Here is a 26,135-nt window from a genome sequence, read left to right as displayed (position 1 = left end):
CTAAAGTGATCATACGACCACTTCACGTACAGGGAGCGACGCTCGATGACCAACGACCCCTCCGGCGGCGAGGCCGGATCGTTCGACGAGTTCCTGTCCCGCTTCTTCGGGGCCCGGGGCCCGATCCACCGCGTGGACCTGTCGAAACTGATGAGCCCCGAGGCCCGCGAGGTCACCGACGCCGCCGCCCGGCGGGCCCTGAACTCCGGCGGCGCCGACGTCGACAGCGCCCACCTGCTCTGGGCCCTGCTGCACTACGAACCCACCCGCGTACTCGTGCAGAGCACCGACGCCGACGTCCAGGAGCTCACGGCCGTCATCGAACAGGCCGTCTCCCAGGCACCGAGGGCGGTCCGCGGATCGGCCCGGCTCACCCCCGCGGCCAAGCGCACCCTCCTCGACGCCTTCCAGATCGCCCGCGCCGCCGAGAGCCCCAGCATCACGCCCGAAACCCTGCTGTTCGCCCTCGCCGTCAACGCCGACAGCCCGGTCGGGCAGGTCCTCCACGACTCCGGGGTCACCCCCCGCAAGCTCCAGGCGGCGGCCGGAACCCCCGCCGCCCCCGCCGAGCAGGAGGCCGAGCCCTCGGAGACCCCCACCCTCGACGAGTTCGGCACCGACATGACCGCGATGGCGCGGGAGGGGCGGCTGGACCCGGTCGTGGGGCGCGAAGACGAGGTCGAGCAGTGCATCGAGGTCCTGGCCCGCCGCCGCAAGAACAACCCCGTCCTCATCGGCGACCCCGGAGTGGGCAAGACCGCCATCGTGGAGGGCATCGCCCAGAGCATCGTCGACGACGACGTGCCCGAGACCCTGCACGGGCGCCGCCTAGTCCAGCTCGACCTGGCCGGAGTGGTGGCCGGAACCCGCTACCGGGGCGACTTCGAGGAGCGGCTGACCAAGATCGTCGACGAGATCCGCGAACAGGCGGGCCGCCTGCTCGTGTTCATCGACGAACTGCACACGATCGTGGGCGCAGGCGCGGGCGAGGGGGCCGTCAACGCCGGGAACATGCTCAAGCCCGCGCTCGCCCGCGGAGAGCTGCACATCATCGGCGCGACCACCGTCGACGAGTACCGCAAGAACCTGGAGAAGGACGCGGCCCTGGAGCGCCGCTTCCAGCCGATCCTGGTGCCCGAGCCGTCGGTGTCGGACACCGTCGAGATCCTGCGCGGCCTGCGCGACCGCTACGAGGCCCACCACCAGGTCCGCTTCGGGGACGCGAGCCTGGTGGCCGCCGCACAGATGTCGGACCGCTACGTCACCGACCGCTTCCTTCCCGACAAGGCCATCGACCTCGTCGACCAGACCGGGGCCCGCGTCCGGCTGCGCGCCAAGGGCTCCGGCTCCGCGCTGCGCGAATTGGAGCACAAGGTCAGGAAACTGGAGGAGCGCAAGGACAAGGCCGTCCAGGACGAGGACTACGAACTGGCCTCCTCCCTACGCGACGAGATCACCCGGCACAGGGGCACCGTGCACCAGGCGCGCGGCACCGGATCGTCGGTGCCCGAGGTGGGCGCCGACGACATCGCCGAGGTGGTCTCCCGCAACACCGGGATCCCCGTCGCCCAGCTCACCCGGGAGGAGCGCGACCGGCTCGTCCACCTGGAGGAGGACCTGCACCGGCGCGTCATCGGCCAGGACGAGGCGGTCACCGCGGTCTCGGAGTCGATCCGCCGCTCACGCGCCGGGCTGGCCGACCCCACCCGGCCCGTGGGCAGCTTCCTGTTCCTGGGGCCCACTGGCGTGGGCAAGACGGAACTGGCCCGGGCGCTGGCCGAGAGCCTCTTCGGCAGCGAGGAGTCCATGGTCCGCATCGACATGAGCGAGTTCCAGGAGCGGCACACCGCGAGCCGCCTGGTCGGCGCGCCCCCCGGGTTCGTGGGCTACGAGGAGGCCGGGCAGCTCACCGAGGCGGTGCGGCGGCACCCGTACTCGGTGCTACTGCTGGACGAGGTGGAGAAGGCCCACCCAGACGTGTTCAACCTGCTGCTCCAGCTCCTAGACGACGGCCGCCTCACCGACGGGCAGGGGCGCACGGTCGACTTCAGCAACACCGTGGTGATCATGACGAGCAACCTCGGGTCGGAGACGATCACCGGCGGCGCCCCGATGGGCTTCACCGATGAGGGCCTGATGGACACCGAGACCGAGCAGCGGGTGCTGCGGCGGCTGCGCGAGGAGCTGCGGCCCGAGTTCATCAACCGCATCGACGAGGTCATCGTGTTCAAGCCGCTGGAGTCCGGAGAACTCGCCCAGATCACCCGGCTGATGCTCAAGCGCACCGAGGAGCGGCTCGCCGAGCAGGACATCGCGGTCCGCTTCACCGACGCCGCGGTGGACTGGATCGCCCAGCACGGGTACCAGCCCGCCTACGGTGCCCGGCCGCTGGCCCGCACGATCCAGCGCAACGTCGGCAACGAGCTCTCGCGCCGGGTCCTCGACGACCGGATCGCCCCCGGGGACAAGGTCCTCGTGGACGCCGACACCGAGGACGAGCGGCTGCGGATCGCGACCGTCGACGCGTTCTGACCGCGCGGCGCGCCCGCGGGCCTCAGATGGGTTCCGGTTCGGGCTCCGGGGTCGGCCCCGGCGGCGGAGGGACCGGTTCGGGGATCGGCGGCTCCGGATGGGGCGGCGGCGGGTCCGGTACGGGCGGCGGGTCCGGCATCGGCGTCGGGGGGAACGGGTCCGGCGGCATCGGATCCGGCTCGCGGAGGGTGCCGTCCCGGGTTCGGGCGGTCATCTCCGTCCTCCTTCCCTGCGCGGGCGGGGCGCGGCCCGCGGCCGAGACGGTCGGCCACGGGCCGGATGTCAATGCATCTACCCGGCATGAGCCTGTGGAACCGTGCACCACCGACACAGGCGCCCCGGCGCCGCAAGGTCAAGGACAAAAGCACCGGTGCGGGGTCGTGCGTTGGTGCGAACGGGGGCACGCCCTACCCGACGCACAGGCAACCGACGTGTGCAGGGGGTCGCCGATGCAAGCCGTGGTCTTCGAGAACTACCAGCGCTTCCCCGTCCTGGCCGACGTCCCCGTGCCCGAACCGGGCCCGGACGAGGTCCTGCTCCGCGTGGCCGGGGCGGGGGCCTGCCACTCCGACGTCAGCGTCTACCGGCACTTCGAGCAGGGGCAGCCCGGCGCGCAGAAGCCCCCGTTCGTCCTCGGACACGAGACCTCGGGGTGGGCCGAGCGGCTCGGGGACAACGTCTCGGGCATCGACCCCGGGGCCGCCTACCTGGTCTACGGGCCGATCGGCTGCGGCCACTGCCGTGCGTGTGCGCGCGGCGAGGAGACCTACTGCGAGAACGCCGCGTCCCTGCCCTACCTGGCGGTCGGCCTGGGCCGCGACGGCGGCATGGCCGAGTACGTGACGGTCCCCGCCCACCACCTCATCCCGCTGGGAGACGCCGACCCGGTGCACGCGGCCCCGCTCGCCGACGCCGGACTGACCCCGTACCACGCGGTCAAACAGGCCCTGCCGCACCTGGCCGGCGGCGGACGCCACGCCCTGGTGATCGGCCTGGGCGGCCTCGGCCAGATCGGCGTGCAGATCCTCAAGGCGCTGACGGGGGCGACCGTCATCGCCACCGACCTCGACGCCAAGGCCCGCGACCTCGCCGAACGGTACGGCGCGGTCACCGTCGCGGGAGGCGAACGGCAGGTCGAGGAGGTCCGCGAGATCACCGGTGGGCGGGGCGTCGACGCGGCCTTCGACTTCGTGGGCACGACCGGCACCATCGCCGCCGCGGCCTCCTCGATGGCCCCCAAGGGCCGCCTGAGCGTGGTGGGGATCGCGGGCGGCACCCACGAGTTCTCGTTCTTCAGCAACCCCTACGAGTCCTACGTGACCAACACCTACTGGGGCACCGTCGGCGACCTGTGGGAGGTCGTGGACATGTACCGGGCCGGGCAGATCCGCCCGGAGCTGGAGCTGTTCGCCATGGACGACGCCCTGGACGCCTACCGCAGGCTGGAGGAGGGTGAGCTGTCTGGACGCGCCGTGGTGGTTCCCGACCCGGACTGACCGGGGTGAAATCCCGGCAAAAACCCGCCAAGACCTCCTTTCCTGCACACTTCGCACCGGTACGGGTGCTTCGCTTGGGGTGAACGAGGGGGAGGCGCGTTGAGCGGAGGAACCGAGCCCGCGACGGGCGCCGGGACACGGAGAGACCACCAGGCCGTCGGCCGGTGGGCCGCCCTGGCCGCGGCCACCGGGGTGGCGGCCTTCCTGGTCGTGGCCTGGCCGGTCGCCAACTGGATCCTGCCCGGGTCCGAGCCCGTCCCGGAGGGCAGCGCGATGCCCGTGGGGGCCTACGGCGGCTACGAGGCCTCCCTGACCTTCGACCAGGCCGGGTGGGCGCTGCACCCCGGGGCCAGCACCGCCGACCGGACCTACTACTTCACCCGCGGGCCGGTGGAACTGACCCTGAACTCGGTCGTCCCGACCGAGCAGGAGCCCCCCGACGAGACCGAACTGTGGGACGGCATGGGCCGGATCATGCGCGCCGAGGACCCGTCCGCACGGCTCGCCGCCCCCGACCCCACGACCTCCGACGACGGGACACCGGGCCTCACCGGCACCCTGCACAGCGACGACGGGCCGGGGATCGCCTCACTCTTCCCCTCCCCCGGCGGCGACTTCGCCGTGGAGGTGGTCCTGGGCGGGGAGGACACCACCCCCGCCGACCTGGCCGCGGTCGGCAGCGTGGTCCGGTCGGTCACCTTCACCGAGGAGGGCGACCGTTGAGCCCCACCCGCCGCGAGAGGCACGCCGACACCGGTCCGGCCGCCAAGCACAGAGCCGTCCCCGCACCGCGCGAGCCCGGCGACACACCGCCCGGCTCCGCGCCCCGGCACGCCCTGCCTTCCCGTCTCCGGCCCCGCGCCTACCCTCCCGGCACCCGGCTTCCCGCCCTCACCGCGGCGGCCGTGCTGGCGGCGGCGTGCGCGGTCGGCTCAGGGTTCCTCCTCTACCAGCTCTTCGGGCACGCCCGTGCCTTTCCCGCCGCGACGGCGCTCGCGGCCGCCCTCGGCCTGGCGACGCTGGCCTTCGGCTTCTGGATCCTGCGCCGGATCCGGCCGGGGGGCGCCCCCGACACACCGGCCGCCGCCGTGGCGGTCGCGACCGGACTGACCGCCGCGACGAGCGCGGGGATCGTCGCCAACGGCGGACTCGGCGCCCTCTGGTCGACACTGCTGGGCCTGGAGTTCAGCGGGGTGTGGGGGGCCTCGCTCACCGCACCGCTGAACGAGGAGCTCCTCAAACTCTCGGGGATCGTGCTCGTGGCGCTGGTGTTCCCGCACGCGCTGCGCGCTCCCGTCGACGGGTTCGTGCTGGGCGCCCTGGTCGGGCTCGGTTTCGAGGTCACCGAGAACCTCATCTACGCGCTCCAGTCCGTGACCTGGTCGGGGGCGACCGACCCGGTACTGACCGCCCTCCAGTCCACCGTCGTACGGGTCGGGCTCACCGGGCTGGGCTCGCACTGGGCGATGTCGGCCGTCGCCGGAACCGCCGTGGGCCTGCTCGCCGCCGCCGACTGGCGTCCGAGCCGCCGCCGCGCCGCCGGGGCCGCCCTGCTCGTGCTGCTCGCGATGGGCCAGCACTGGCTCCTGGACTCCCCCTTCCTCCAGGGCGGCGTCCTCACGGTCCTGGTAAAGGTTCTGCTGATCTTCGCCGCCACGATGGCCGTCTACGCGGCGGCGCGCACCGCCTACCTGCGGCGCGTCCGCCGCATACCGGCCGCGGAGGCCCCCTCGGCACCCGAACGCGAGCGGGACGACACAGTTTAGGGGCGCATCCAGCGGTGCAGGAGGGTGCCGTCCCGCTCGACGACCAGGCGCGGCACCAGGGCCCGGTCCACACCGGCGCCCACGGTGATGCGCTGCTCCACACCCGCGGTCAGCCGGGGCACGACGGTCAGGCACAGCTCGTCGAGCACGTCGGCGGCGGCGGCGTCGCGCAGCAGGCGCGGACCGCCCTCGCACAGGACGCGCGGCAGGCCCCGCGCGCGGAGTTCGGCGACGGCGGCGGGTAGGTCGACACCGGTGTCCCCGGCCACGATCACGCGTTCGGGGCCGACGGTGCGCCGCGCCCGCTCCAGCGCCTCCCCGCCCGCGCCCGCGCAGGTCACCAGCAGGACGTCGCCGTGTCCGGGGACGTCCGCGGCGAGCAGGGGCGGCACCCGGGCGGCACCGCTCACCACGGCCGTCACCGGGCACTCCGTCCGCCCCTCGGCGGCGGCGCGCTCACGGAAGGCGGGCGAGCGCGGTTCGGTCCGCCGGTAGCCCTCGGTCCGGGCCGTTCCCGCACCCACCAGGACCACGTCCGCCAGATCGCGCAGGAGCGTGTAGACGACCAGGTCGGCGGGGGTGTTGATGGAGGCGGTCCTGCCGTCGTTGCCCGCGGCCGCCCCGTCCAGGGTCGCCACCATGTTGGCGCGCGTCCACGCCCGGGCCGTCGTGTCGGGGTAGGCGTAGAGCCGTTCCAGAGCGCGGCCGTCCAGGACGTCGCCGGGGGCGGCCACGCCGGGGGCGATGTCATTCATCAGCAGTCGCACGACCACACCGCCACGAAGTAGGTGATGCCGAAGGGTGCGTCGTGGTAGAGCGGTTCCGGGCGGGGCACGGCGGTCCCCTCGGCCACGGCGGCGGCCATCACCTGGAGCGCGGCGCGCCCGCCCACACGCTGCTCATCCGCCTGCCGGGGGTCCACGTCCAGCAGGGCACGGGCGTCCCCGGCGGCCAGGGCCTCGCCCACGACCCGGTCGACGTCGACGGTGGCGCCCTCCAGGTGCCCGGGGGCCATGACGCCCCAGCGGGTCCCGCCGTCGCCCATGACGAGCAGGCCGACCCGGGGCGCGCGCCGGGCCAGGGTGCGGCCCAGCGCGGCGATCTCCCCGGCGGGGGCGTCCCAGGCCACGGTGGCCGTCTCCACGGGGACGCCGTGGTCGACCGCGCGCAGGAGCCGGTGTGCGACCGCCAGGCTCAGGGGGAGGAGCCGCTCCCCCTCCGCCCGGGGCCGGGCCGCGTACAGGTGCGCCGGGTCGCCGCCGGAGGCGCCCTCGCCGGAGGCGTCGCCGCCCCCCACCACCACGACCACGTCCAGGTCGGGGACGGACAGGAGCGAGGACACCGCCGACACGCACACCCCGCGCAGATCGGCCGCGGCGTCCTGGATTCCGGTGAGCTCGCGCATGAGCAGCGGCGGATGCGGGCACACGGCGGTCGCGACGATCACGCGAGCCCCCGTACCGCCCGCGCGGGGGGCCGCACTCCGCGGATCGAGGCCACCATGTCGAGGACCTGGCGGGTCTGGGCGACCTCGTGGACGCGGTAGACTTGTGCTCCGTGCCAGGCGGAGACGGCGGTGGCGGCGAGCGTGCCGGGCAGCCTCTCCCCCAGCGGGGCGTCGAGCGCCTCCCCCACGAAGTCCTTGTTGGACAGGGCGACGAGCACCGGCCAGCCGGTCGCCGTCATCTCGTCGAGCCTGCGGGTGAGCTCCAGCGAGTGCCAGGTGTTCTTGTTGAAGTCGTGGGCGGGGTCGATGAGCACGGAGGCGGGGTCGACCCCCAGGGACACCGCGCGTTCGGCGAGCCCGACCGTCGCCTCGATCGCGGCGCGCACCACGTCGTCGTAGACGGGACGCACCGGGCCGGTGCGGGGTGTGAGGCCGCCGGTGTGGGTGCACACCAGGGCGGCCCCGTACTCGGCGGCGACCTCGGCCAGGCCGGGGTCGTAACCGCCCCAGGAGTCGTTGAGCAGGTCGGCGCCGGCCTCGATCGCGGCACGCCCCACCGGAGCGCGCCAGGTGTCGACGCTGATGACCAGGTCGGGGAACTGGGCGCGGACGGCCGCCACGAAGCCGACCGTGCGGCGCATCTCCTCCTCGGCGTCGACCTCCTCGCCGGGTCCGGCCTTGACGCCCCCGATGTCGACGATGTCGGCGCCCTCGGCGACCGCTCGGCGCACCCGCGCGAAGGCGGGCGCGTCCTCCCAGGTGGCACCATGGTCGTAGAAGGAGTCCCGGGTCCGGTTCACGATCGCCATGACCAGCGTCTCGTCCGGGCCGTACTCGCGCCCCCGCAGTCTCAGCACTCGGTATCCGCCTCCCTGGCGCCCACACTAGGCCACCGCCTCGCCGGAGCGCGCCGGGGGCCGCGGGGACCGTCAGCCGAGGTCGGGGACGCGCTCACCGGCGGGCACCGGGCCGGGGGCGGTGCCGTCGCCGAAGGGGGTTCCGCCGAGTTCCTCCCGGTGGTGCGGGGTGAGCCAGTTTCGGGGGTCGGGGCCGACGGCGACGATGCCGGACGGGTTGATGGCGGTGTGCACGTGGTAGTAGTGCACGCGGATGTGGTCGAAGTGCGTGGTGTCGCCGAACCCGGGCGTCTGGAACAGGTCGCGCGCGTAGGCCCACAGCGCCGGGTACTCGATGAGTTTGCGCCTGTTGCACTTGAAGTGGCCGTGGTAGACGGCGTCGAAGCGCACCAGGGTGGTGAAGAGCCGGATGTCGGCGATCGTGACGCGGTCCCCGACGAGGTAGCGGCGGCCGGTGAGCCGCTCCTCCAGGGCGTCCAGGCGGGTGAAGACGGCACGGACCGCGCGGTCGTAGCGGGCCTGGTCGGGGGCGAACCCGGACCGGTAGACGCCGTTGTTGAGGTCGCGGTAGACACCGCGGCCGACCTCCTCGATCTCCTCGCGCAGCGCCTGCGGGTACAGGTCCGGCGCCCCGGCGCGGACCAGGCCGCCCCACTCGGTGGCCATGTCCAGGCCGAGCCGGTCGTAGTCGTTGGAGACCAGGTGGCCGCTGGGCACGTCCACGAGGGCGGGGACGCTGACACCGCCGTCGTATCCGGGGTCGCGCGCCAGGTAGGCCTCGCGCAGCGCGTGGATGCCCAGCACCGGGTCGCGGTCTCCCGGGCTCCCGGTGGCCTCGGTGAAGACCCAGTGGGGGTCGCCGTCGATGATCTCCTGCCTGGGGTCGGTGACCGCCAGTGGCAGGGCCTGCTCAAGGCCCGTCAGTCGGCGCACGATCGCCACCCGGTGCGCCCAGGGGCAGGCCCGGTTGACGACCAGGCGGTAGCGGCCCGGTTCGGCGCGGCGGCCGTAGCGGCCGTCTGCGGTAACCCGGTCGTCGAAGGCCGCCGGGTCGCGCTTGATCTCCTCGGTGGGCATCCTGTTGGCGCGCATGTCCGTCCCCCCGTCGTTCACGGCCCGGCCGGAGCCGGGCTCACGGCCCCACAACCGTACACACCGGGCGGGCACGGTACGGGCCCCGGACCCGGCAGCACTCCGGATCCGGGACCGTCCGCCGAGGGGCGGGACCGGTCAGGCGAGGGTGTCGCGCACGTCGTCGGACACACCGTTGTCGCTGACGAACGAGATGTGGCTGACGCAGCCGACCGAGTTGTTGTCGGCACCGGTGATGCTGACGCTGGCGGAGGGCAGGACGATGAAGTCGCAGAAGGACCGGAAGGTCGTGTAGGAGACGTCGCCCGGGGTCGGGTCGCCGCCGTTGAGCTGGTCCAGGAAGTCCGAGCCGCGGACGACCTCGGCGCAGCCGGGGGCGGTCTGCACACAGGGCAGCTCCACCCAGGAGCCCTCGTTGGGGCCGGCGAGCGAGACCCAGTTGTCGACGGTCTCGGTCCCGCCGAGGAACTTCACGTACCAGCGGGAGGACAGGCTGCCCATGGAGTGGGCGACGATGTCGACCTTCTCGGCGCCGGTCTCGTCGAGGATGTCGTCCACCTCGTCGGCGATCAGTTCGGCGGTGGTGACGTTGGAGGCGTTGTAGTCGTAGGTAATGGCGTAGAGGCGGTCGCGGTCCCAGCCGTCGTCGACGAAATCGTCGATCATCTCGTCCCAGTTGCTCGCGTTGCCGCTGTAACCGTGGACGAAGAGGACGGGGTTCCGCTCATCGGCCTGGGCCGCCATCGGGGTGAGGACGGCGAAGGCCAGGGCCAGGGCGGCCGCGACGGGCGCGAGGGGAGAGCGCATCGTCGAATCCCTTCTTCACTGGGGGGTTGGGGCGCTTTGAGTATCCGTGGCGGGTTCGCACCCGCGCATCCGGTGAGTGACGGGCCGTGTCGCGGCCAGACGTGCCAGGGGGTCGACCGGGAGCGCCCCCCGAACCGGACAGTTCGGCGTCCGGATCGGTGGTTCCACGGGTCCAGGCGCGCGAAGGGCGCACCGGTGTACCCGATGCGCCCATTACGTCTCCGGCCGACCCTATCGATAGAGCGGCCCGCCTCCGCGTTGCGTGCGAAGCGGGCGGCCGGTGAGCAGCGGACCTCCCGATTGTGGTACTCGCGCATATCCCTCATGGCGTACCGGCCTCCACGGTTGCCATAACCGCAACCCAGCTCGTACTCCCGTACCTCCCTGCCGAATCTGGAGGGGACTGGCGGTACAGCCGCGGACGTGTAATAGAACGGATACTCCGAATGCCGGTGTACGACGCAGACTTCTGGGAGAACCACTACCGGGCCCTGGACCCGGAGTGGGGCACCACACCCAACGAAGCGACCGTATCCACGATCCGGACGCTCTTCACCGAGCCCGGCCACGCACTGGAACTGGGAGCCGGCCATGGAGGGGACGCGCTATGGCTGGCCGACGAGAAGTGGACGGTCACAGCGCTGGACGTGGCACAGACCGCAGTCGACCGCATCGCGGCACGCGCCGCCGGACGGGGCCTGTCGAACCGGGTGAGGGCCGCCCAGTGGGACGCCACAGTTCAAGCGGTGCCGACCGGTCCTTTCGACCTCGTGCTCAGCAGCTTCTTCTACGCTCCCGACCGGAACGACATCTGGCGGCATGCTGCCGAGACGGTCAAGCCTGGCGGCGCGCTCGTCATCATCGACCACGGTTCGAGCGCTCCGTGGTCATGGAGCACGCGCTCGCATGTCCATCCGACGCCGACCCGACTCGCGCAAGCCCCTGGCCTCGGCCCCGCTTGGAGCACTGCGCTTCTCGATTCGGCCACGCGTAAGGCCAACGGACCGGGCGGCCAGCAGGCCGAAGTCATCGACACGATCGTGGCGATGCGCCGGGAGGACTCGCGATGACCAAGGCGTCGGCCTCGAAACTGTGGCAGCCGCTCACCATGGGAGGCACCACGCTCCGGAACCGTCTCGTGCTGTCTCCGATGACCCGGCGGCGTGCCGCAGCAGACGGAACGCCCACAGCGCTCATGGCCGAGTACTACACCCAGCGCGCGGGGTTCGGCCTGATCGTCACTGAGGGCCTCTACCCCGGCCCGGAAGGTCGCGACCCGAACCAGCCCGGACTCACCGGCAGCACCCACACGCATGGCTGGTCAGCGGTCACCCGATCCGTGCGGGCCCACGGAACACCGGTCTTCGCGCAACTCATGCACGCGGGCCGAGTCACGAGTCCCAGCATCACCGGCATCGACACGGTCCTCGCTCCCTCAGCCGTCGCCTACGACGACCACCACGGCCACCACCCCGGGCGCACGATGCCGGAGGCCACGGCAGCCGACATCACCCACCTCGTCCAAGCGCACGCCGAGGCTGCACGCCGCGCTCGCAGGGCCGGCTTCGACGGTGTCGAGCTGCACGCCGCCAACGGGTACCTCCTGCACCAGTTCCTCGCCCCATCGACGAACCTTCGCACCGACAAGTACGGCGGCTCTCCCCGGCGCCGAGCCCGATTCGTCACCGAGGCCGTCGAGGCGGTCGCGGATGCGATCGGCGCGAATCGAGTCGGCATCCGCATCTCGCCGGGAGCGAACATCCAAGGCTCCCTGGAGACCGATGAACAGGATGTCTCGGCCACATACACGGCACTGCTCGAAGGCCTCGAAAGCCGACCGCCCGCCTACGTCAGCATGATCCATCCGACGGTCAAAAGCGGGTTCGTCCAGGAACTGCGGCGTAGATCAGGCACCCACATGATCGCCAACACCGGGTTCTCACAGGTCACCGACCGCCATACCGCCCTCGAAACCGTGGATGCCGGACACGCCGACGCGGTCGCCGTCGGGCGACCCGCGATCTCCAACCCCGATCTCGCCCAACGCCGGCGTCATGACCGACCGGAGACCGCGCCGATCACGGAGACCTTCTACACCGGTGGTGCACGTGGGTACACCGGCTACCCGACGGACGGGGTCGGCGAAGCGCGTCCGGTGAGACGGCCCAGCAGTGAACACCCACGCCATCGGCTTCGGGCCGCCGGAAGCCCGGGACTCGAACCTGGACGTCGTCTCGACGCCACGTGCCGCGAACGCCTCCCGGCATGTGTGCGGCCGGACGCGGATGCCGCCGGCCCAGCACCCGGCCAGAGCTTCAGCGCTGGGCGGCCTTGCGCTGCTTGCGGGCCGAGGGGCGCAGGAGCAGCCCGATGACCAGGCCGACCAGGACGGCACCGCCCAGCGTGGCCCACAACGGAGCGGACAGGGACACGACCAGGACCTGGATCTGCACCGCGTCCCGATTCTGCGCCACGAAGATCACGGCCAGGATCAGCAGGATGAGCGCCACCCACAGGCGGGTGGGGATCGACCCCAGAGAGAAGCGCTTCGCGGGTGCGCCCGCCCCGGCGGCCGTGCCGTCCGGTGGTGTTCGTGAGTCCATCTGCGCCTCCCGGCCCGGGATCGGTGGTGCCTGCCCGGGCCGGGCGGGATGCGCGCCCCGGGTCCGTAGGCATTCCCCGATCCGGCCGCCGCCGGGGCAGGGGAGGGTCAATTCCCGTTCCGGATCCGGCAGGCCCGGTCACCCCGCTCTGCGGTCGCCGGACGGTCCGCCCCCACCTTCAAGGGGGCGAAGAGGGCGCTCCACATCGCCCGGGTACCGGTGGAGGCAGGGAGCAGCCAAAGCAGAGCACACAGAGTATGAGGCCCCGCCGATGATCAACTCCCACGCCCGACGAACGCCGAGATGTTGCGCAGGAGGTCCGTCATCCTCCGGTAGGAGTCCGCACCCCACTCGGCCATGATCAGCTTTTTCGTCCAACCGGACGATGTCGCTTCGATCCACACATGGGGTCCGTACTTGCGCGGATACTTCCACTCGCTTTTGTATACGAACTCGACGTCGCCCATCTGCGCATAAGGAAACACAACCAGTTCGGTCTTCGCGCCGGCGTAGTACTTGGTGGTGTCAATTCGTTGAAGCAACGCCCTCGCCCTGGCCCTCCAACAGCTGCTTGTGGAACACCTCTTGCGGTGTTGCTACGACGGTATGACACCACCGAGTACTCACCGACACATGCACCAAATCTGGCACCGATGCTACAGGAAACACTTTTCCTTCTACTTCGCAGAATGAAAAACGGGTGCCTTCCCCGTATCCTCACTGTCCGCCAGAAGGAAAGCCAGGGTTTCGTTCCCCGCCCTGTCGGGAAACGTCTCTGACCGGGCCAACCGGCAGTGGCTGGGAGAAGGCCGTGAGGCCGGGCCAGGGGCAATATCACTAAGGTAAGCGGCGGGTATCAGCACGGGGCGGGGTGTCCTCTCACGCCGTACCCCTCGACTCGCGGTGCGAAGACCGGGGCGCGAGCGCCGGTCCCGCCATGGCGTGTGGCGGTGGCCCGAGGTTCGCCTTGAGGCGAACCTCGGGCCATCGGGTTCTCCCTGGGACGAACCTCGACGGCAGGGCGGAGCCTCGGCGCACACACCCCGAATACACGAAAGGGCGCTCACCCGAGTGAACGCCCTTCCTTCTGTCGGGACGGCGGGATTTGAACCCACGACCCCTTGACCCCCAGTCAAGTGCGCTGCCAAACTGCGCTACGTCCCGTGCGGCGGCGCGCTCTCGCGCCGCCAACAGGTGAAACCCTATCGCATCCGCGAGCGCACTCGAACCGGGCCTCAAACCGGCTGACGGGTGCCCAGGGTTCGCGTGAACCAGCCCGCGGCGGCCTCGGACACCTCGTCCAGCGCTCCGGGCTCCTCGAACAGGTGGGTCGCCCCCGGCACGACGTGGATCCGGTGCTCCCCCGCGAGGCGCCGTGCGGCGATCTCGTTGAGGGCCAGCACCTGGCGGTCCGCTCCCCCGACGACCAGCAGCACCGGCGCGCGGACACGCGACAGCGCCGTCCCGGCCAGATCGGGGCGCCCGCCCCGCGAGACCACCGAACCGACACTCTCAGACAGGTCGGCCGCCGAACACAGTGCGGCGGCGGCCCCCGTGCTCGCGCCGAACAGGCCGACCGGCAGCCCCCGCGTCCCACGGTAGGCGGTGATCCACAGGACGGCCCCGGACAGGCGCCGCGTCAGCAGGCCGATGTCGAACCTGTGCTGCGCGGTGACGCGGTCGATCTCCTCCTCGCCCGTGGTCAGCAGGTCGAACAGCAGGGTCGCGAACCCGCTCTCCCCCAGCACGGACGCGACCCTCCTGTTTCTGGGGCTGTGGCGCGAACTGCCGCTGCCATGGGCGAAGGCCACCACCCCCACAGGGTCGGGGGGCAGCACCAGATCGCCCTCCAGTGACACGCCCGCCGTCTCCACGGCCACCCCGTACTCGGCCATGGCGAGTCGCCCCCTTCGGAGGTCGGTCCGTGTTCGCCCTTGTCAAGGGACTACCCGTGCCCGGGGACGCCACACCCGCCCCGGGAGGGCACCGCGGCTTTGCGGCTTCGGCAAGGAACGTTGCCGCCCCGGCCGGGGCGGGACAGATTGGTCCGCGAGCACGAGCGAAGGGAAGCGACGATGGACGACGCCCGGATCTGGGACGAGAGATACAGCAGCAGCGAGCGACTGTTCAGCGGCAACCCGAACGGGGTGCTGGTCACCGAGGTCTCCGACCTGCCGCCGGGGCACGCGCTGGACCTGGGGTGCGGGGAGGGCGGCGACGCGCTCTGGCTGGCCCGGCGCGGGTGGAGGGTCACCGCGGTCGACGTCTCGCGCGTGGCCCTGCGGCGCGCGGCCGCCGCAGGGGCGGACGTGGCCGACCGGGTGGCGTGGACGCAGACCGACCTCGCCACGGCGCCTCCGCCGGCCGGCCGGTTCGACCTGGTGTCGGCCCAGTACTTCCCGCTCCGGCGCGAGCCGGGCCACACCGCACTGCTCGGCCTGCTCTCGGCCGTGGCCGTGGGCGGCACACTCCTCTACGTCGGGCATGACATCGCCGACCTGCCGCCGGAGCACGAACGCGACTTCGACCCGAACGACTACTACCACCCGGCCGACGTGGCCGGGCTCCTGGACGGGGACTGGGAGGTGCTCGCCGACGGGGCCCGCCCGCGCACCGCCCCCGCGCCGCCGGGCACGCACCACGCCCACGACACCGTCCTGCGGGCGCGGCGCCTGCGGTGAGGGGACGAATCCCGCAACAGACGGGATTCGTCTCCCTATCAGTACGAGCTGATGTGGACGTGGTCGTAGTGGTTCTCGGTGACGCTGCCCCGGTCGTTCATGTACACCCACTGGCGGTTGGTGGAGTGCCAGATCCGCTGCTTCCAGATGACGTACTTGACGTTGTAGCGGTCGGCGTTGTCGATCGCCCACTGCGCGATCGCGTTCCCCGAGGCCTCGCCCGACCCACTGGAGTAGGAGCCGATGGGCGCGGTCATGAAGTCGCAGGCCTTGCCCACCCCGTGGTCGTCGGCGCTGTTGCGTGCGCAGCCGACCTCGTAGGGGACGCCCACGTCGAGGATGACCGCGTCGCGGATGGCGGCCATGGTGTTGGTGGCGCCGTAGAAACCCCAGCCCTGCTTGCTGGCGGGGATGCTGCCGGCGGGTGCGGGCTGGGGCACCTGGGCGAGCTCCCACTCCTCGATCCGGGCCTCGACCTCGTCCCGTTCCTCTTCGAGCGTCTCGATGAGCTCCTCGGCCTCGGTGAGCTCCTGCTCGGCCTCCTCAGCGATGACCTGGCGCTCCTCCTGGAGCTGGACGAGGTCGGCGATCCGCTCGGCCTGGCTGGCGGTCACCTTCTGCGCGGTGGAGGCGTCCTCGACGAGCCTTTCGGGTTCGCTGCTGAACACGATCTCCAGGGTCGGGTCCACCCCGCTGCTGGTGTACTGGCTGTGCGCGATCCGGGCGACGGAGGGCCGGACCTCGTCCAGTTCCTCCTCGACCTCGGCGAGGTCCTCCTGGGCGGCCTCCGCGCGGTCGGAGATCTCGGTGAACTGGAGGAGCTCACCGTCGTAGGTCTCCTCCAGCTCCTCGGCCCGCGCCCGGAGCTCCTCGATGTCGACCTCTTCCTCCTCGCCGTCCCCGGGTTCGGCCTGGGCGGCCTGGGGAAGGGTGCCGAGCAGGGCCGCGCACAGGGTGAGCGCGCCGAGTCGGGCCCGCTTCCGGCGGCGCGGTACGGGCGCGCCGAAGGAGGGTCCGGAGGTACGAGTCATGTATGCCAGCTCCATAGAACATGCCGGGAGCGGGTCCGTGCTACGCGAGGGGGCCCTGTGGCCCGGAACCGGCTCGCTCGGCGCACGGCACCCTGGAAACGGTGCCCGTGGGGCGACGGTTACAGAGAAGACAATACGAGATTTTGCGGGGGAACGCCTAATTCCAGGGATTTTCTCACCGGGAGCGTCCGCATCGCCCACGGCCGGGAACGATACGGACGAATTCAGCCCCCCTTCCCGCCCGGGGCGAACCCCGCGACACGTCGGCCGCGCCCAAAAGGGGCGCGGCCGACACGCGTCACGGCCCCGGCGGGGCCACGGCTCATCCTGCCTGGTATACCACCCGTCCGACGGTGGTGCCGTCGGCTAGGCGCTGCACCCCGTCGGCGACGTCGGCCAGCGGCAGGCGCTCGCTGATCAGCGGCTTGACCTCGCCGCGGTCGGCCATCGCACTCAGGTCACGGTGGCACTCGGACACGGCCTCGGGGTCGTAGGTGTTGTACAGGCCCCAGTGCAGGCCCACGATGGAGTAGTTCTTCACCAGGGCGTGGTTGAGCTTGGCGGCCTGGATCTCGCCGGCGGCGAAGCCGACGATGAGGATCCGCCCCTCGAAGGCGATGCACTTGGTGGAGCGCTTGTAGGTGTCGCCGCCGACCGGGTCGTAGACGACGTCGGCGCCCCGCCCCCCGGTCTCGGCCTTGACCACCTCGACGAAGTCCTCCTTGTGGCGGTCCACCACCACGTCGGCGCCGAGTGTGCGGGCGACCTCGGCCTTGTCCGGGCCGCCCACGACGCCGATGACCTTCGCCCCGGCGGCCTTGCCGAGCTGGATGGCGGCGCTGCCGACGCCTCCGGCCGCGGCGTGGACGAGCAGCGTCTCGCCCGAGCGCAGCCCCGCCCGGCGGTGCAGGCCAAACCAGCCGGTCTGGTAGCCGATGTAGAGCGAGGCGGCCTCGGCGTCGTCGAGTGAGGCGGGCGCGGGGAAGGTCTTGGCGGACTCCATGAGCGCGAGCTCACCGAAACCTCCGCAGGGCAGCACGGCACCGCCCAGGACCCGGTCGCCGACGGAGAAGCCGGTGACGCCCTCGCCGAGGGCGACCACCTCGCCGCACAGCTCCACCCCGGGGGTGAACGGCAGCTCCGGCTTGACCTGGTATATCCCGCGGCACATGAGGACGTCGGGGAAGTTGGCGGGGCTGGCCAGCACCTTGACCACGAGCTGTCCCGGCCCCGGCTCGGGGTCGGTGACGTCGACGAGCGTGAGTACGTCGCGGGGCTCGCCGAGCTCCGCTACCTGCCAGGCCTTCATGCGGTCCTCTCCTTAAGTGTGTCGGCCGGTCGTTCCTGCGGGGGCTGTGACCCCGTCGCCCTCCTGGTTCAGGAGAGGCGCTCGATGACCATGGCCATGCCCTGGCCGCCGCCCACGCACATGGTCTCCAGACCGAACTGCTTGTCGTGGAAGCGCAGCGAGTTGATCAGGGTGGTGGTGATGCGCGCGCCGGTCATCCCGAAGGGGTGGCCGACCGCGATCGCACCGCCGTTGACGTTCAGCCTGTCCTCGTCGATACCCAACTGGCGGGCCGAGGGCACCACCTGGGCGGCGAAGGCCTCGTTGATCTCCACGAGGTCGATGTCGCCGATGGACATGTTGGCGCGGGCCAGGGCCCGCTTGGACGCCTCCACCGGGCCCAGGCCCATGATCTCCGGGCTCAGGCCGCTCACGCCGGTGGAGACGATGCGCGCCAGCGGGGTCAGGCCGAGCTGCTTCGCCTTGGTGTCGCTCATGACGATCAGGGCGGCGGCACCGTCGTTGAGGGGGCAGGCGTTGCCCGCGGTGACGGTGCCGTCGGGGCGGAAGACCGGCTTGAGCTGGGCGACCTTCTCCAGGGTGGTGCCGGGGCGGGGGCCGTCGTCGGCGCTCACCACGGTGCCGTCGGGCAGCGTGACGGGGGTGATGTCGCGCTCCCAGAAGCCGTTGGCGATGGCCTTCTCCGCCAGGTTCTGCGAGCGCACGCCGAAGGCGTCCTGGTCGGCGCGGGTGGTGCCGGTGAGCTGGGCGACGTTCTCCGCGGTCTGGCCCATGGCGATGTAGACGTCGGGCAGGTTCCCCGCCTCGCGCGGGTCGGCCCAGGTCCGGCCGCCCTCGGCGAAGGCCCCGGTGCGGTCCTGTGCCTGGGCGAAGACGGGGTTGCGGGTGTCGGGCCAGCCGTCGGCGCTGCCGCGGGCGTAGCGGCTCACGGTCTCCACGCCGGCGGAGACGAACACCTCGCCCTCCCCGGCCCTGATGGCGTGCATCGCCATGCGGGTGGTCTGCAGGCTGGAGGAGCAGTACCGGTTGACGGTGGTGCCGGGCATGTGGTCGAACCCTGCGAGCACCGCGGTGGCGCGGGCGATGTTGAACCCGGCCTCACCGGCGGGCTGGCCGCAGCCCATGAGCAGGTCGTCGACGTCGGCCGGGTCCAGCTCCGGCACCTGGTCCAGGGCCGCGCGCAGCATCTGCGAGGCCAGGTCGTCGGGCCGCATGTCCTTGAGCGAGCCCTTGTTGGCGCGTCCGATCGGGGAACGGGCGGCGGCGACGATCACGGCTTCCGGCATCGGGGGTCCTTTCGTCCATACTAAGCGGTTGCTTAGTCAAGGGTCCTGAATCACACTGTGCCAGAGCCGGTCCGGCTGTCAAGCCCCGACCCCACCGATAACCTGCTCCCACCGGCTGGGAGACCGCAGACCCCGAGAACGACGGAGGGCCCCACATGACCAGCACGGAGGAGCGCTCCCGTGCCGACCAGACGCGCGCGCGGCTCTTCAGCGCCGCCCTCACCGCGTTCTCCGAGCACGGCTTCCACGGCACCACCACCCGTGACATCGCCTCCGCAGCCGGGATGAGCCCGGCCGCGCTGTACGTGCACCACAAGTCCAAGGAGGAACTGCTCTACCTGATCTCCAAGGACGGGCACGAACAGGTCCTGGACACGGTCCGCACCACCATCGCCTCGGCTGAGGACCCGGGCGGCCAGCTCGCCGCCGTCGTCCGCGCCCTCGTCGTCCACCACGCCCGGGCGCACACCGGTGCGCGCGTGGTCAACTATGAGCTCACCTCGCTCAGCGACGAGCACCTCACCGAGGTCCTCGGTATCCGCAGGGGGATCGACTCCGAGATCCGCCGCCTGGTGGAGCGGGGGGTGGCCGAGGGGGCCTTCGACACGCCCGACCCGCACATGGCCTCCGTGGCCCTCTTGTCCCTGAGCATCGACATCTCCCGCTGGTACCGCGACGGCGGGTCGTGGTCCCCCGAGGAGGTCGCCGACTTCTACGCCGATCTCGCCCTGCGCATGGTGGGCTGCCGCCGCGGCTGAGCCCGCCGCGCTCACCACGTGTCCACGAACCGGTGGCCGTCCCCCTGGTCGGAGCCGACGGCGGGCAGCGCCGAGGTGATCCACCGGCGCGTGTCGGCCGGGTCGATGACGGCGTCGAGTTCGAAGACGGCGGCGGCACTGGCCGCCCGGCCGCGCTCGTAGGCGTCGGCGACCAGGTCGGCAAAGGCCCGCTCGCGCTCGCCCGGGTCCTCGATCGCCTCCAGTTCGCGGCGGAACCCGAGCCGCACCGACCCCTCGATGCCCATGGCGCCCACCTCGCCGCTGGGCCAGGCGACGGTGGCGTCGGGGCTGTGGAATCCGCCGCCCGCCATGGCCTGCGCACCCAGCCCGTAGGCCTTGCGCAGCACGACGGTCAGCACCGGCACCCGCAGATGGGCACCGGTCACGAACAGGCGGCTGAAGTGGCGGACGGTGGCGGTGCGCTCGGCGTCCGGGCCGACCATGAACCCGGGTGTGTCGCACAGCGACACCACGGGCAGGCCGTGCGCGTCGCACAGTTGCAGGAACCGCGCGAGCTTGTCCGCCGAGTCCGCGTCGATCGCCCCGCCCAAGTGCGAGGGGTCGTTGGCGACCAGGCCCATGGGACGGCCCTCGACCCGCACCAGCGCCGTGACCACGCTCCGGCCGAACCCGGCCCGCAGCTCCAGCACGGAGTCGTCGTCGGCCAGCAGCCGGACGCCCTCGCGCACGTCGTAGACGCGGACCCTGTTCTCCGGCACCACGTGCCGCAGCCGCCGCTGGTCGGCGCAGGCCCACTCGTCGACCGGCCCCTGGAAGTAGGACAGGTAGCGGCGGACGGTCGCCACCGCCTCGGCCTCGTCGGCGACCAGGACGTCGACGACGCCGTTGGGCACCTGGGTGGAGACCGGGCCGACCTCCTCGGGCCGGTACCGGCCCAGTCCGCCGCCCTCGATCATCGCCGGGCCGCCCATCCCGATGGTGGCGTCCTCGGTGGCGATGACGGTGTCGCAGCAGCCCAGCAGCGCGGCGTTGCCCGCGAAGCAGCGGCCCGAGGCGATGCCGACGGTGGGGACCCGCCCGCTCAGCCGCCCCATCGACGAGAACGTGGGGACGTGCAGCCCCGACACCGACGCGGTGTCGGTGTCGCCCGGGCGGCCGCCCCCGCCCTCGGCGAACAGCACGACCGGGATGCCCTGGCGCCCGGCCAGGTCGAGCATCCGGTCGGTCTTGCGGTGGTTGATGTGGCCCTGCGTCCCGGCCAGGACGGTGTAGTCGTAGGACATCACCACGCACCGGGAGGCGTCCCCGAACAGGGAGCCGTTGACCCTGCCGATACCGGTGACCATGCCGTCTGCGGGTGTGTTGGCGACCAGGTCCTCCATGGACCGGCGGCGGCGCTGGGCGGCCACGGCCAGGGCGCCGTACTCGGCGAAGGATCCCTCGTCGCACAGGTCGTCGATGTTCTCCCGCGCGGTCCGGTGGCCGATGCGCCGCCGCTTGGCCACCGCCTCGGGACGGCCCCCGTCCAGCCCGGCGGCGTGCCGCTCCAGGACGGCGGCCAGATCGGGACGGATCGCGTCGAGGTCGATCTCCTCCGCCTCGGCGGAGGGTCCGCTCTGCTCCGCGTCCGGTTCCAGACGGGCCAGGACCTGCCCTTCGGTGACGGTTTCGCCGACGGCCGCGCGCACCTCCCGAACGGTTCCCGACACGCGGGCGGCGACCACGTGCTCCATCTTCATCGACTCCAGGACCACCAGGGGCTCCCCGGCCTCGACGCGGTCGCCCGCACCCGCCGGCACGGAGACCACGGTTCCGGCGCAGGGCGCGGCCGCGCGGTCGGTGTCGGCGGCGGGTGCGTCTGCCTCCTCGGGCACCAGTTCCGCCAGGTGGGTGTCGAGGAAGGCGGTGGTGGCCCGCCCCTCGCGCAGCTCCGGGCGCCGCAGGATCGCGCGGAGCAGGTCGATGTTGGTGCCGGGTCCCTCGACGGCGAACTCGGCGAGGGCGGCCTCGGCACGGTCGGCGACCCGGTCGAGTCCGCCCAGGGGCTCGGTGAGCACGACCTTGGCCAGCAGGGAGTCGTAGCGGCCGTCGGCGACCAGGCCGGTGTGGCCGTGGGTGTCCACGCGCACGCCCGGTCCGGTGGGGACCTCGAAGGCCTCGATCCGGCCAAAGGTGGGGCGGGCGGTGCCGTCGGCGCTGAGGCGTTCGAGGTTGACCCGGGCCTGGAGGGCGGTGCCCCGGGGCTCGGGGATCCGGCCCTGGGTGAGGCCGAGGTCGTCCAGGGTGCGTCCCAGGGCCACCCCGAGCTGGGCGGCGACCAGGTCGATCCCGGTGACCTCCTCGGTGACGGTGTGCTCGACCTGCACGCGCGGATTGGCCTCCAGGAAGAACCAGCGCGCGGGGTCGCGGGCGTCGACGAGGAACTCGACGGTGCCCAGCCCCCGGTAGCGGACGGCGGCGGCCATCGACCGGGCGGCCTCCAGCAGCGGGGCGCGTTCGGCGGGTGCCAGGGTGGAGGGCGCCATCTCGATCAGCTTCTGGTTGCGGCGCTGGATCGAGCACTCACGGTCCCACATGTGGGCGACCGCGCCCGTACCGTCACCGATGACCTGCACCTCCACGTGCCGGGCGGCGGTGAGGAGCTCCTCGGCGTAGACAGCGCCGTCGCCGAACGCCCGCTCGGCCTCGGAGGCGCAGCGCTCGAACGCCTCGGCCAGGTCCTCGGGGCGGTGCACGGCGCGCATGCCCCGGCCGCCGCCCCCGGCCACGGCCTTGACCATGACCGAGGAGCCCGGCCCCAGACCACGCAGGAGGTCCGCGGCCTCGGCCGCGGTGGCTCCCGCCCCGGTGGCCCGCAGGACCGGTACGTCCAGGGAGCGGGCCAGGGCGCGTGCGGCGGCCTTGTCGCCGAGTTGGGTGAGCACCTCGGGCGGGGGGCCCACGAAGACCAGGCCGGACTTCTCACACAGGCGGGCGAAGGCGGCGCTCTCGCTGAGGAAGCCGTATCCGGGGTGGACGAGCGCACACCCGGTGTCCCGGGCGGCGGCGACCAACTGTCTCGCGTCCAGGTAGCCGTCGCCGGAGAGCTCCTTGGACCGGTCGGCGAGGCGCACGTGTCGGGCGGCACGGTCGTCGGGGGTGTGCACCGCGACCGTGCCCAGCCCGAGCACCCGGGCCGCGCGGACGATGCGGACGGCGATCTCGCCGCGGTTGGCGATCAGGACACTGGTCACGTGATGAGGTTCTTCCCGGTGAGGAGCGTGGAACCGGAACATACCACCCGGTCGGTATGCACTCTGCCCGCCAGCGGAGCGGCCCGTCAAGGGTGGAGGGGCGGCCGGGTCAGAACCCGCAGGTACCCGAATCGGGCGTGGTACGGGCCGAGGCCCCGGGGTCAGAGGGGCGCGGTCTCCGGGTCACGGACGCCCTCGATCGTCGGACGCCCGTCGGCGAACCATCGGGGAAAGGTGACGTCGAAGAGCTGTTCGCGCACCATTTCCGCGCCGCCCCGCAACGGCTCGCGCTCGTCGCCCACCGAGCGCACCAGTACCAGGTCCCGCGTGGCCAGGGGCAGCGACAGCTCGTAGACCCGCTGGCGCACCTCGGCCAGGAAGATCTCACCGGCCGAGGACACCGCGCCGCCGACGACGATCACCCCCGGGTTGAACATGTTGACCAGCCCCGCGAGCGACTCCCCGACCAGACGCGCGGAGCGCTGCACGAGTTCGATCGCGAGCGCGTCGCCGTTCGTGGCGGCGAGCGCGACGGCCTCGGGGGTCAGCGCCCCTAAGCCCTGTACCGCGTCGGACAGCGACGTCGGCCTGCCCTCGGAGACCGCGTGCTCGGCGTCGCGCACCAGCGCCCAGCCGGAGGCCTCCGCCTCCAGGCAGCCCGTCTTCCCGCACCGGCACACCGTCGTCGAACCCGCGACGCGCTCGTGGCCGATGTCGCCGGCGGCGCCGTTGGCCCCCCGGTGCAGGTTCGACTGCGAGAGGAAGCCCGCACCGATCCCGGTGCCGACCTTGCAGAAGATCAGGTCGAGCCGTTGGCCCCCGCGGCGGCTGCGCTCGCTCAGCGCGAGGAGGTTGACGTCGTTGTCGACCCAGACCGGCACGCCGAAGCGCTCCTCGATCTGCCGCCTGACGTCGAAGCCGTTCCAGCCGGGCATGATCGGCGGCGCGACCGGGCATCCGGTGGAGAAGTCGACCGGCCCGGGGACACCGACGGCGCACCCCCAGACCGGCCGGTCCTCGTCGGCGCGCGCGATCAGCTCCCCGGCCATCGACACCGCCTCGCGCAGGGTGGCGACCGGGCCCCGGGTGATGTCCCACAGGCGGTGCAGCCCGTCCTCGATCCTGCCGTCGAGGGAGGCCAGGCCCACGCGGATGTGCAGGGCGCCGAGCGCGATGACGAGCAGGCGCCCCTGCTCGGAGCGGAACCGCAGCGACCTGGGCGAGCGTCCCCCCGTCGACGGTGCGAAGTCGCCGTCCTCCAGGTAGCCGAGCCTGATCGCCTGGTCGACGCGCTGCGTCACCACCCCCCGCCCCAAGCCGGTGGCCCGCCCGATCTCGGGCCGGGTCGTGGCCTGTCCGGTGCGGACGAGGTTCACCACGGCCAGCAGGCTCGTCATGATGTCGCTCTGCGCGGCGAAGCGGAGTGACGATTCGATAGCCATGCCCAGATCATGGCACAGGACGACGCGGACTTACGCCGGGTGGCGCCTCAACTACTTCCACTCCACACCTTCTTAAGATACTTTTCTACTTAAGTGTGCTTCTTATTGGCATAAGATCCTGCGGCGGCCCGCCGGGGACCACCGCCGGTCCCGCACCGCCGCCGACCCGCCCCGACCACGGAAAAGGTGGAGCATGGCCACCCACGACAGCCTCGTCAACGACCACAGCCTGCGGGTCCACCCCGAAGGACTCGCCCTGGCCCTCCAACTGCCCTGGTACCGCAGCCTGTGGCTCTCGTCGGTGAACGAGGTCCGCCTGTCCGTCGACGGCGAGCCCGTCCCGGCGGAGGCGGTCACGCTCCGGCTCGGCGACCGGAGCTTCGCTCCGCACGAACTGGAGCGGGCGTGGGACACGCTCTGGTTCCTCCAGGACCGGGCGCTCCTGGTCGTGGAGCGCGAACCGATCGCGCTGGGCGACGAGCACGAGATCGACATCACCGTCGACATGAGCATCCCGTACATGCAGATCCGGCCGGGCGAGGACGGCGGGCCGGGGGTGTACGTACCCAACCGCGTCCGCATGGTCCGCCGCCTGACCGCCACGGAGACCGAGGGCCCCACACCCCCCGCCCCCGCCCGCACCGGCCCGCTGGCGGACGCGCCGGAGCCGCGTGAGGAGGAGCCGTTCCGCCTGGGACTGACCCTGTACTGCGCGACCGCCGAACTCGCCGCCGGGTGGTACGACCTCGACTCGCTCCTGGCGCGCGTCGACGACGCCGGCGTCGGCCCGGGCATCGAGATCGTGGCCTCGCAGACGCTGCCCTCCTACCCGCACGTCACCGACGGCTTCGTCCGCACCTGGCGGAGCGCGTTCGACAAGTACGGGTTCGAGGCCAGCTCCTTCGGCGCCAACCTCGACATGGGGCGCCGCCGCGACCGGGACATGACCCCGGACGAGGAGTACGAGTTCACCCGGGTCCTGTTCGAGGCCGCCAAGACGCTCGGCTTCCCGCTGGTGCGGATCCAGAGCGCCAAGCGTGACCTCATCCGGCGCCTGCTGCCGCTCGCGGAGCGGCTCGACCTGAGGATGGCCTACGAGATCCACGCACCGCTGGGGCCGAACTCCCCCGAGATCATGCGGGTGCGCGAGGTCTACGACGAGTTCGACTCGCCCCTGCTGGGATTCGTCGCGGACTTCTCCTCGACCATGCACGCGATGTCGCCGACACTGCTGCGCGCCGTGCGGCGCATGGGCCTGGACGAGGAGGCCGTGGACCGCATGCGGCGGATCTGGGCGACGGACGAGCCGATGCGCGCCCGCCAGGAGGAGTTCATCGCCTACCTGAGGGGGCGCGGTATCGACCCCGCCTCACTGGGGCCGCTGGCCCACCTGGCCTTCAACATGCACGGCCACGTCGACCCCGCCGAGTGGGCGGACATCATGCCGCAGATCCTGCACGTGCACTCGAAGTTCTACGACATCGACGAGAGCGGGCTGGAGCCGGCCATCGACTACCCCGAACTGGTCCGGGTGTTCGTCGAGGGCGGCTACCGGGGCTTCTGGTCGAGCGAGTGGGAGGGCCACGCCTTCGCCGACCTCGGAGACACGGACCCCATCGTCCTGGTGCAGAAGCAGCACGCGCTCATCCGGCGCACGATGCACCGGGTGGCCGCCCGCCCCTGAGCCCGGCCGGGCCCGACGGGCACACACGCCCTTACTTTTGTTGATTTCAGACATACTTATGTAGTAAATTGACATTTGACGAGGGGTCGGACACCTCCGGCCCGTCGGGTCCGGCGACCGGCCGGCCAC

General features: G+C 72.0%; 23 protein-coding genes and 1 tRNA gene. 9 read left to right on the top strand and 15 right to left on the bottom strand.

Going from position 1 to position 26,135, the window contains the following annotated elements; all coding sequences use genetic code 11:
• Nucleotides 1–45 precede the first annotated feature (45 nt).
• Nucleotides 46–2,532, top strand: a complete 2,487-nt coding sequence (locus tag ACFHWE_RS11870) for an ATP-dependent Clp protease ATP-binding subunit (RefSeq protein WP_416601157.1) — start codon at nt 46–48, stop codon at nt 2,530–2,532.
• A 22-nt stretch (nt 2,533–2,554) separates the two neighbouring features.
• On the opposite strand, the gene ACFHWE_RS11865 is transcribed toward ACFHWE_RS11870, so the two are convergent.
• Nucleotides 2,555–2,746 carry a hypothetical protein gene (locus ACFHWE_RS11865; RefSeq protein ID WP_416601155.1) on the bottom strand — a complete coding sequence of 64 codons (192 nt, stop codon included), beginning with the start codon at nt 2,744–2,746 and terminating at the stop codon, nt 2,555–2,557.
• Nucleotides 2,747–2,981: 235 nt separating this feature from the next.
• Here ACFHWE_RS11865 and ACFHWE_RS11860 point away from each other — a divergent pair, with 235 nt between their 5' ends.
• The 3 genes from ACFHWE_RS11860 to ACFHWE_RS11850 all read left to right on the top strand — a co-directional run bounded on the left by ACFHWE_RS11860 (nt 2,982) and on the right by ACFHWE_RS11850 (nt 5,794).
• A complete protein-coding gene (locus tag ACFHWE_RS11860) occupies nt 2,982–4,028 on the top strand; it encodes an NAD(P)-dependent alcohol dehydrogenase (RefSeq protein ID WP_416601152.1) in 1,047 nt (348 codons plus the stop codon).
• A gap of 99 nt (nt 4,029–4,127) precedes the next feature.
• Entirely contained in the window at nt 4,128–4,751 is a 624-nt protein-coding gene (locus tag ACFHWE_RS11855; RefSeq protein ID WP_416601150.1) for a hypothetical protein, read from the top strand.
• The gene (locus ACFHWE_RS11850) at nt 4,748–5,794 is read left to right on the top strand and encodes a PrsW family intramembrane metalloprotease (protein WP_416601147.1); all 1,047 of its coding nucleotides are present in this window, start codon (nt 4,748–4,750) and stop codon (nt 5,792–5,794) included. The genes ACFHWE_RS11855 and ACFHWE_RS11850 overlap by 4 nt, the downstream gene beginning before the upstream one ends.
• Here the strand turns inward: ACFHWE_RS11850 and ACFHWE_RS11845 are convergent.
• The 5 genes from ACFHWE_RS11845 to ACFHWE_RS11825 all read right to left on the bottom strand — a co-directional run bounded on the left by ACFHWE_RS11845 (nt 5,791) and on the right by ACFHWE_RS11825 (nt 9,997).
• Nucleotides 5,791–6,561 (bottom strand): pyrimidine reductase family protein, encoded by a 771-nt coding sequence (locus ACFHWE_RS11845; protein WP_416601143.1) that lies wholly within the window; start codon nt 6,559–6,561, stop codon nt 5,791–5,793. The genes ACFHWE_RS11850 and ACFHWE_RS11845 overlap by 4 nt on opposite strands.
• The gene (locus tag ACFHWE_RS11840; protein ID WP_416601141.1) at nt 6,549–7,241 is read right to left on the bottom strand and encodes a hypothetical protein; all 693 of its coding nucleotides are present in this window, start codon (nt 7,239–7,241) and stop codon (nt 6,549–6,551) included. The genes ACFHWE_RS11845 and ACFHWE_RS11840 overlap by 13 nt, the downstream gene beginning before the upstream one ends.
• Nucleotides 7,238–8,098 carry a dihydropteroate synthase gene (folP, locus tag ACFHWE_RS11835; RefSeq protein ID WP_416601138.1) on the bottom strand — a complete coding sequence of 287 codons (861 nt, stop codon included), beginning with the start codon at nt 8,096–8,098 and terminating at the stop codon, nt 7,238–7,240. Before folP ends, ACFHWE_RS11840 begins: the two co-directional genes overlap by 4 nt.
• A gap of 72 nt (nt 8,099–8,170) precedes the next feature.
• Nucleotides 8,171–9,190, bottom strand: coding sequence for a glutathione S-transferase family protein (locus ACFHWE_RS11830; protein WP_416601135.1), 1,020 nt, complete (start codon nt 9,188–9,190; stop codon nt 8,171–8,173).
• Between the two features lie 138 nt (nt 9,191–9,328).
• The gene (locus tag ACFHWE_RS11825; RefSeq protein WP_416601132.1) at nt 9,329–9,997 is read right to left on the bottom strand and encodes an esterase/lipase family protein; all 669 of its coding nucleotides are present in this window, start codon (nt 9,995–9,997) and stop codon (nt 9,329–9,331) included.
• A gap of 452 nt (nt 9,998–10,449) precedes the next feature.
• Between ACFHWE_RS11825 and ACFHWE_RS11820 the strand changes: the two genes are divergently transcribed.
• Nucleotides 10,450–11,067: a class I SAM-dependent methyltransferase gene (locus ACFHWE_RS11820; RefSeq protein WP_416601129.1), complete on the top strand. Its 618-nt coding sequence runs from the start codon at nt 10,450–10,452 to the stop codon at nt 11,065–11,067.
• Nucleotides 11,064–12,371 (top strand): alkene reductase, encoded by a 1,308-nt coding sequence (locus ACFHWE_RS11815; RefSeq protein ID WP_416601126.1) that lies wholly within the window; start codon nt 11,064–11,066, stop codon nt 12,369–12,371. Before ACFHWE_RS11820 ends, ACFHWE_RS11815 begins: the two co-directional genes overlap by 4 nt.
• Here the strand turns inward: ACFHWE_RS11815 and ACFHWE_RS11810 are convergent.
• The 4 genes from ACFHWE_RS11810 to ACFHWE_RS11795 form a co-directional block, all read right to left on the bottom strand.
• On the bottom strand, nt 12,313–12,600 hold the full coding sequence (locus ACFHWE_RS11810) for a LapA family protein (RefSeq protein WP_416601123.1): 288 nt from the start codon (nt 12,598–12,600) through the stop codon (nt 12,313–12,315). The two genes, ACFHWE_RS11815 and ACFHWE_RS11810, sit on opposite strands and share 59 nt — an antisense overlap.
• A 275-nt stretch (nt 12,601–12,875) precedes the next feature.
• Complete coding sequence (locus ACFHWE_RS11805) at nt 12,876–13,142, bottom strand: hypothetical protein (protein WP_416601121.1); 267 nt, start codon at nt 13,140–13,142, stop codon at nt 12,876–12,878.
• Between the two features lie 548 nt (nt 13,143–13,690).
• Nucleotides 13,691–13,764 (bottom strand) — tRNA-Pro (locus ACFHWE_RS11800).
• A 71-nt stretch (nt 13,765–13,835) separates the two neighbouring features.
• Nucleotides 13,836–14,495 carry a dienelactone hydrolase family protein gene (locus tag ACFHWE_RS11795; protein ID WP_416601118.1) on the bottom strand — a complete coding sequence of 220 codons (660 nt, stop codon included), beginning with the start codon at nt 14,493–14,495 and terminating at the stop codon, nt 13,836–13,838.
• Between the two features lie 180 nt (nt 14,496–14,675).
• On the opposite strand from ACFHWE_RS11795, the gene ACFHWE_RS11790 reads away from it, so the two are divergent.
• Entirely contained in the window at nt 14,676–15,281 is a 606-nt protein-coding gene (locus ACFHWE_RS11790; protein WP_416601115.1) for a class I SAM-dependent methyltransferase, read from the top strand.
• Nucleotides 15,282–15,319: 38 nt separating this feature from the next.
• Here ACFHWE_RS11790 and ACFHWE_RS11785 read toward each other — a convergent pair whose 3' ends face one another.
• The 3 genes from ACFHWE_RS11785 to ACFHWE_RS11775 form a co-directional block, all read right to left on the bottom strand.
• Nucleotides 15,320–16,312: a coiled-coil domain-containing protein gene (locus ACFHWE_RS11785; RefSeq protein WP_416601112.1), complete on the bottom strand. Its 993-nt coding sequence runs from the start codon at nt 16,310–16,312 to the stop codon at nt 15,320–15,322.
• Between the two features lie 322 nt (nt 16,313–16,634).
• Entirely contained in the window at nt 16,635–17,621 is a 987-nt protein-coding gene (locus tag ACFHWE_RS11780; protein ID WP_416601109.1) for an NADPH:quinone oxidoreductase family protein, read from the bottom strand.
• A 68-nt stretch (nt 17,622–17,689) separates the two neighbouring features.
• On the bottom strand, nt 17,690–18,907 hold the full coding sequence (locus ACFHWE_RS11775; protein WP_416601106.1) for an acetyl-CoA C-acetyltransferase: 1,218 nt from the start codon (nt 18,905–18,907) through the stop codon (nt 17,690–17,692).
• A gap of 155 nt (nt 18,908–19,062) precedes the next feature.
• Here ACFHWE_RS11775 and ACFHWE_RS11770 point away from each other — a divergent pair, with 155 nt between their 5' ends.
• The gene (locus ACFHWE_RS11770; RefSeq protein ID WP_416601103.1) at nt 19,063–19,665 is read left to right on the top strand and encodes a TetR/AcrR family transcriptional regulator; all 603 of its coding nucleotides are present in this window, start codon (nt 19,063–19,065) and stop codon (nt 19,663–19,665) included.
• A gap of 11 nt (nt 19,666–19,676) precedes the next feature.
• On the opposite strand, the gene ACFHWE_RS11765 is transcribed toward ACFHWE_RS11770, so the two are convergent.
• Together ACFHWE_RS11765 and ACFHWE_RS11760 are read right to left on the bottom strand one after the other, a co-directional pair.
• Complete coding sequence (locus tag ACFHWE_RS11765) at nt 19,677–22,880, bottom strand: carboxyl transferase domain-containing protein (protein ID WP_416601100.1); 3,204 nt, start codon at nt 22,878–22,880, stop codon at nt 19,677–19,679.
• Between the two features lie 161 nt (nt 22,881–23,041).
• Nucleotides 23,042–24,322: an ROK family protein gene (locus tag ACFHWE_RS11760; RefSeq protein WP_416601097.1), complete on the bottom strand. Its 1,281-nt coding sequence runs from the start codon at nt 24,320–24,322 to the stop codon at nt 23,042–23,044.
• A 193-nt stretch (nt 24,323–24,515) separates the two neighbouring features.
• Here ACFHWE_RS11760 and ACFHWE_RS11755 point away from each other — a divergent pair, with 193 nt between their 5' ends.
• Nucleotides 24,516–26,006: a C-glycoside deglycosidase beta subunit domain-containing protein gene (locus ACFHWE_RS11755; protein ID WP_416601094.1), complete on the top strand. Its 1,491-nt coding sequence runs from the start codon at nt 24,516–24,518 to the stop codon at nt 26,004–26,006.
• Nucleotides 26,007–26,135: the final 129 nt, after the last annotated feature.

The organism is Nocardiopsis sp. LOL_012 (genome assembly GCF_048060475.1).
Taxonomy (GTDB): Bacteria; Actinomycetota; Actinomycetes; order Streptosporangiales; family Streptosporangiaceae; genus Nocardiopsis.
This window is presented reverse-complemented; position numbering and strand designations above follow the sequence as displayed.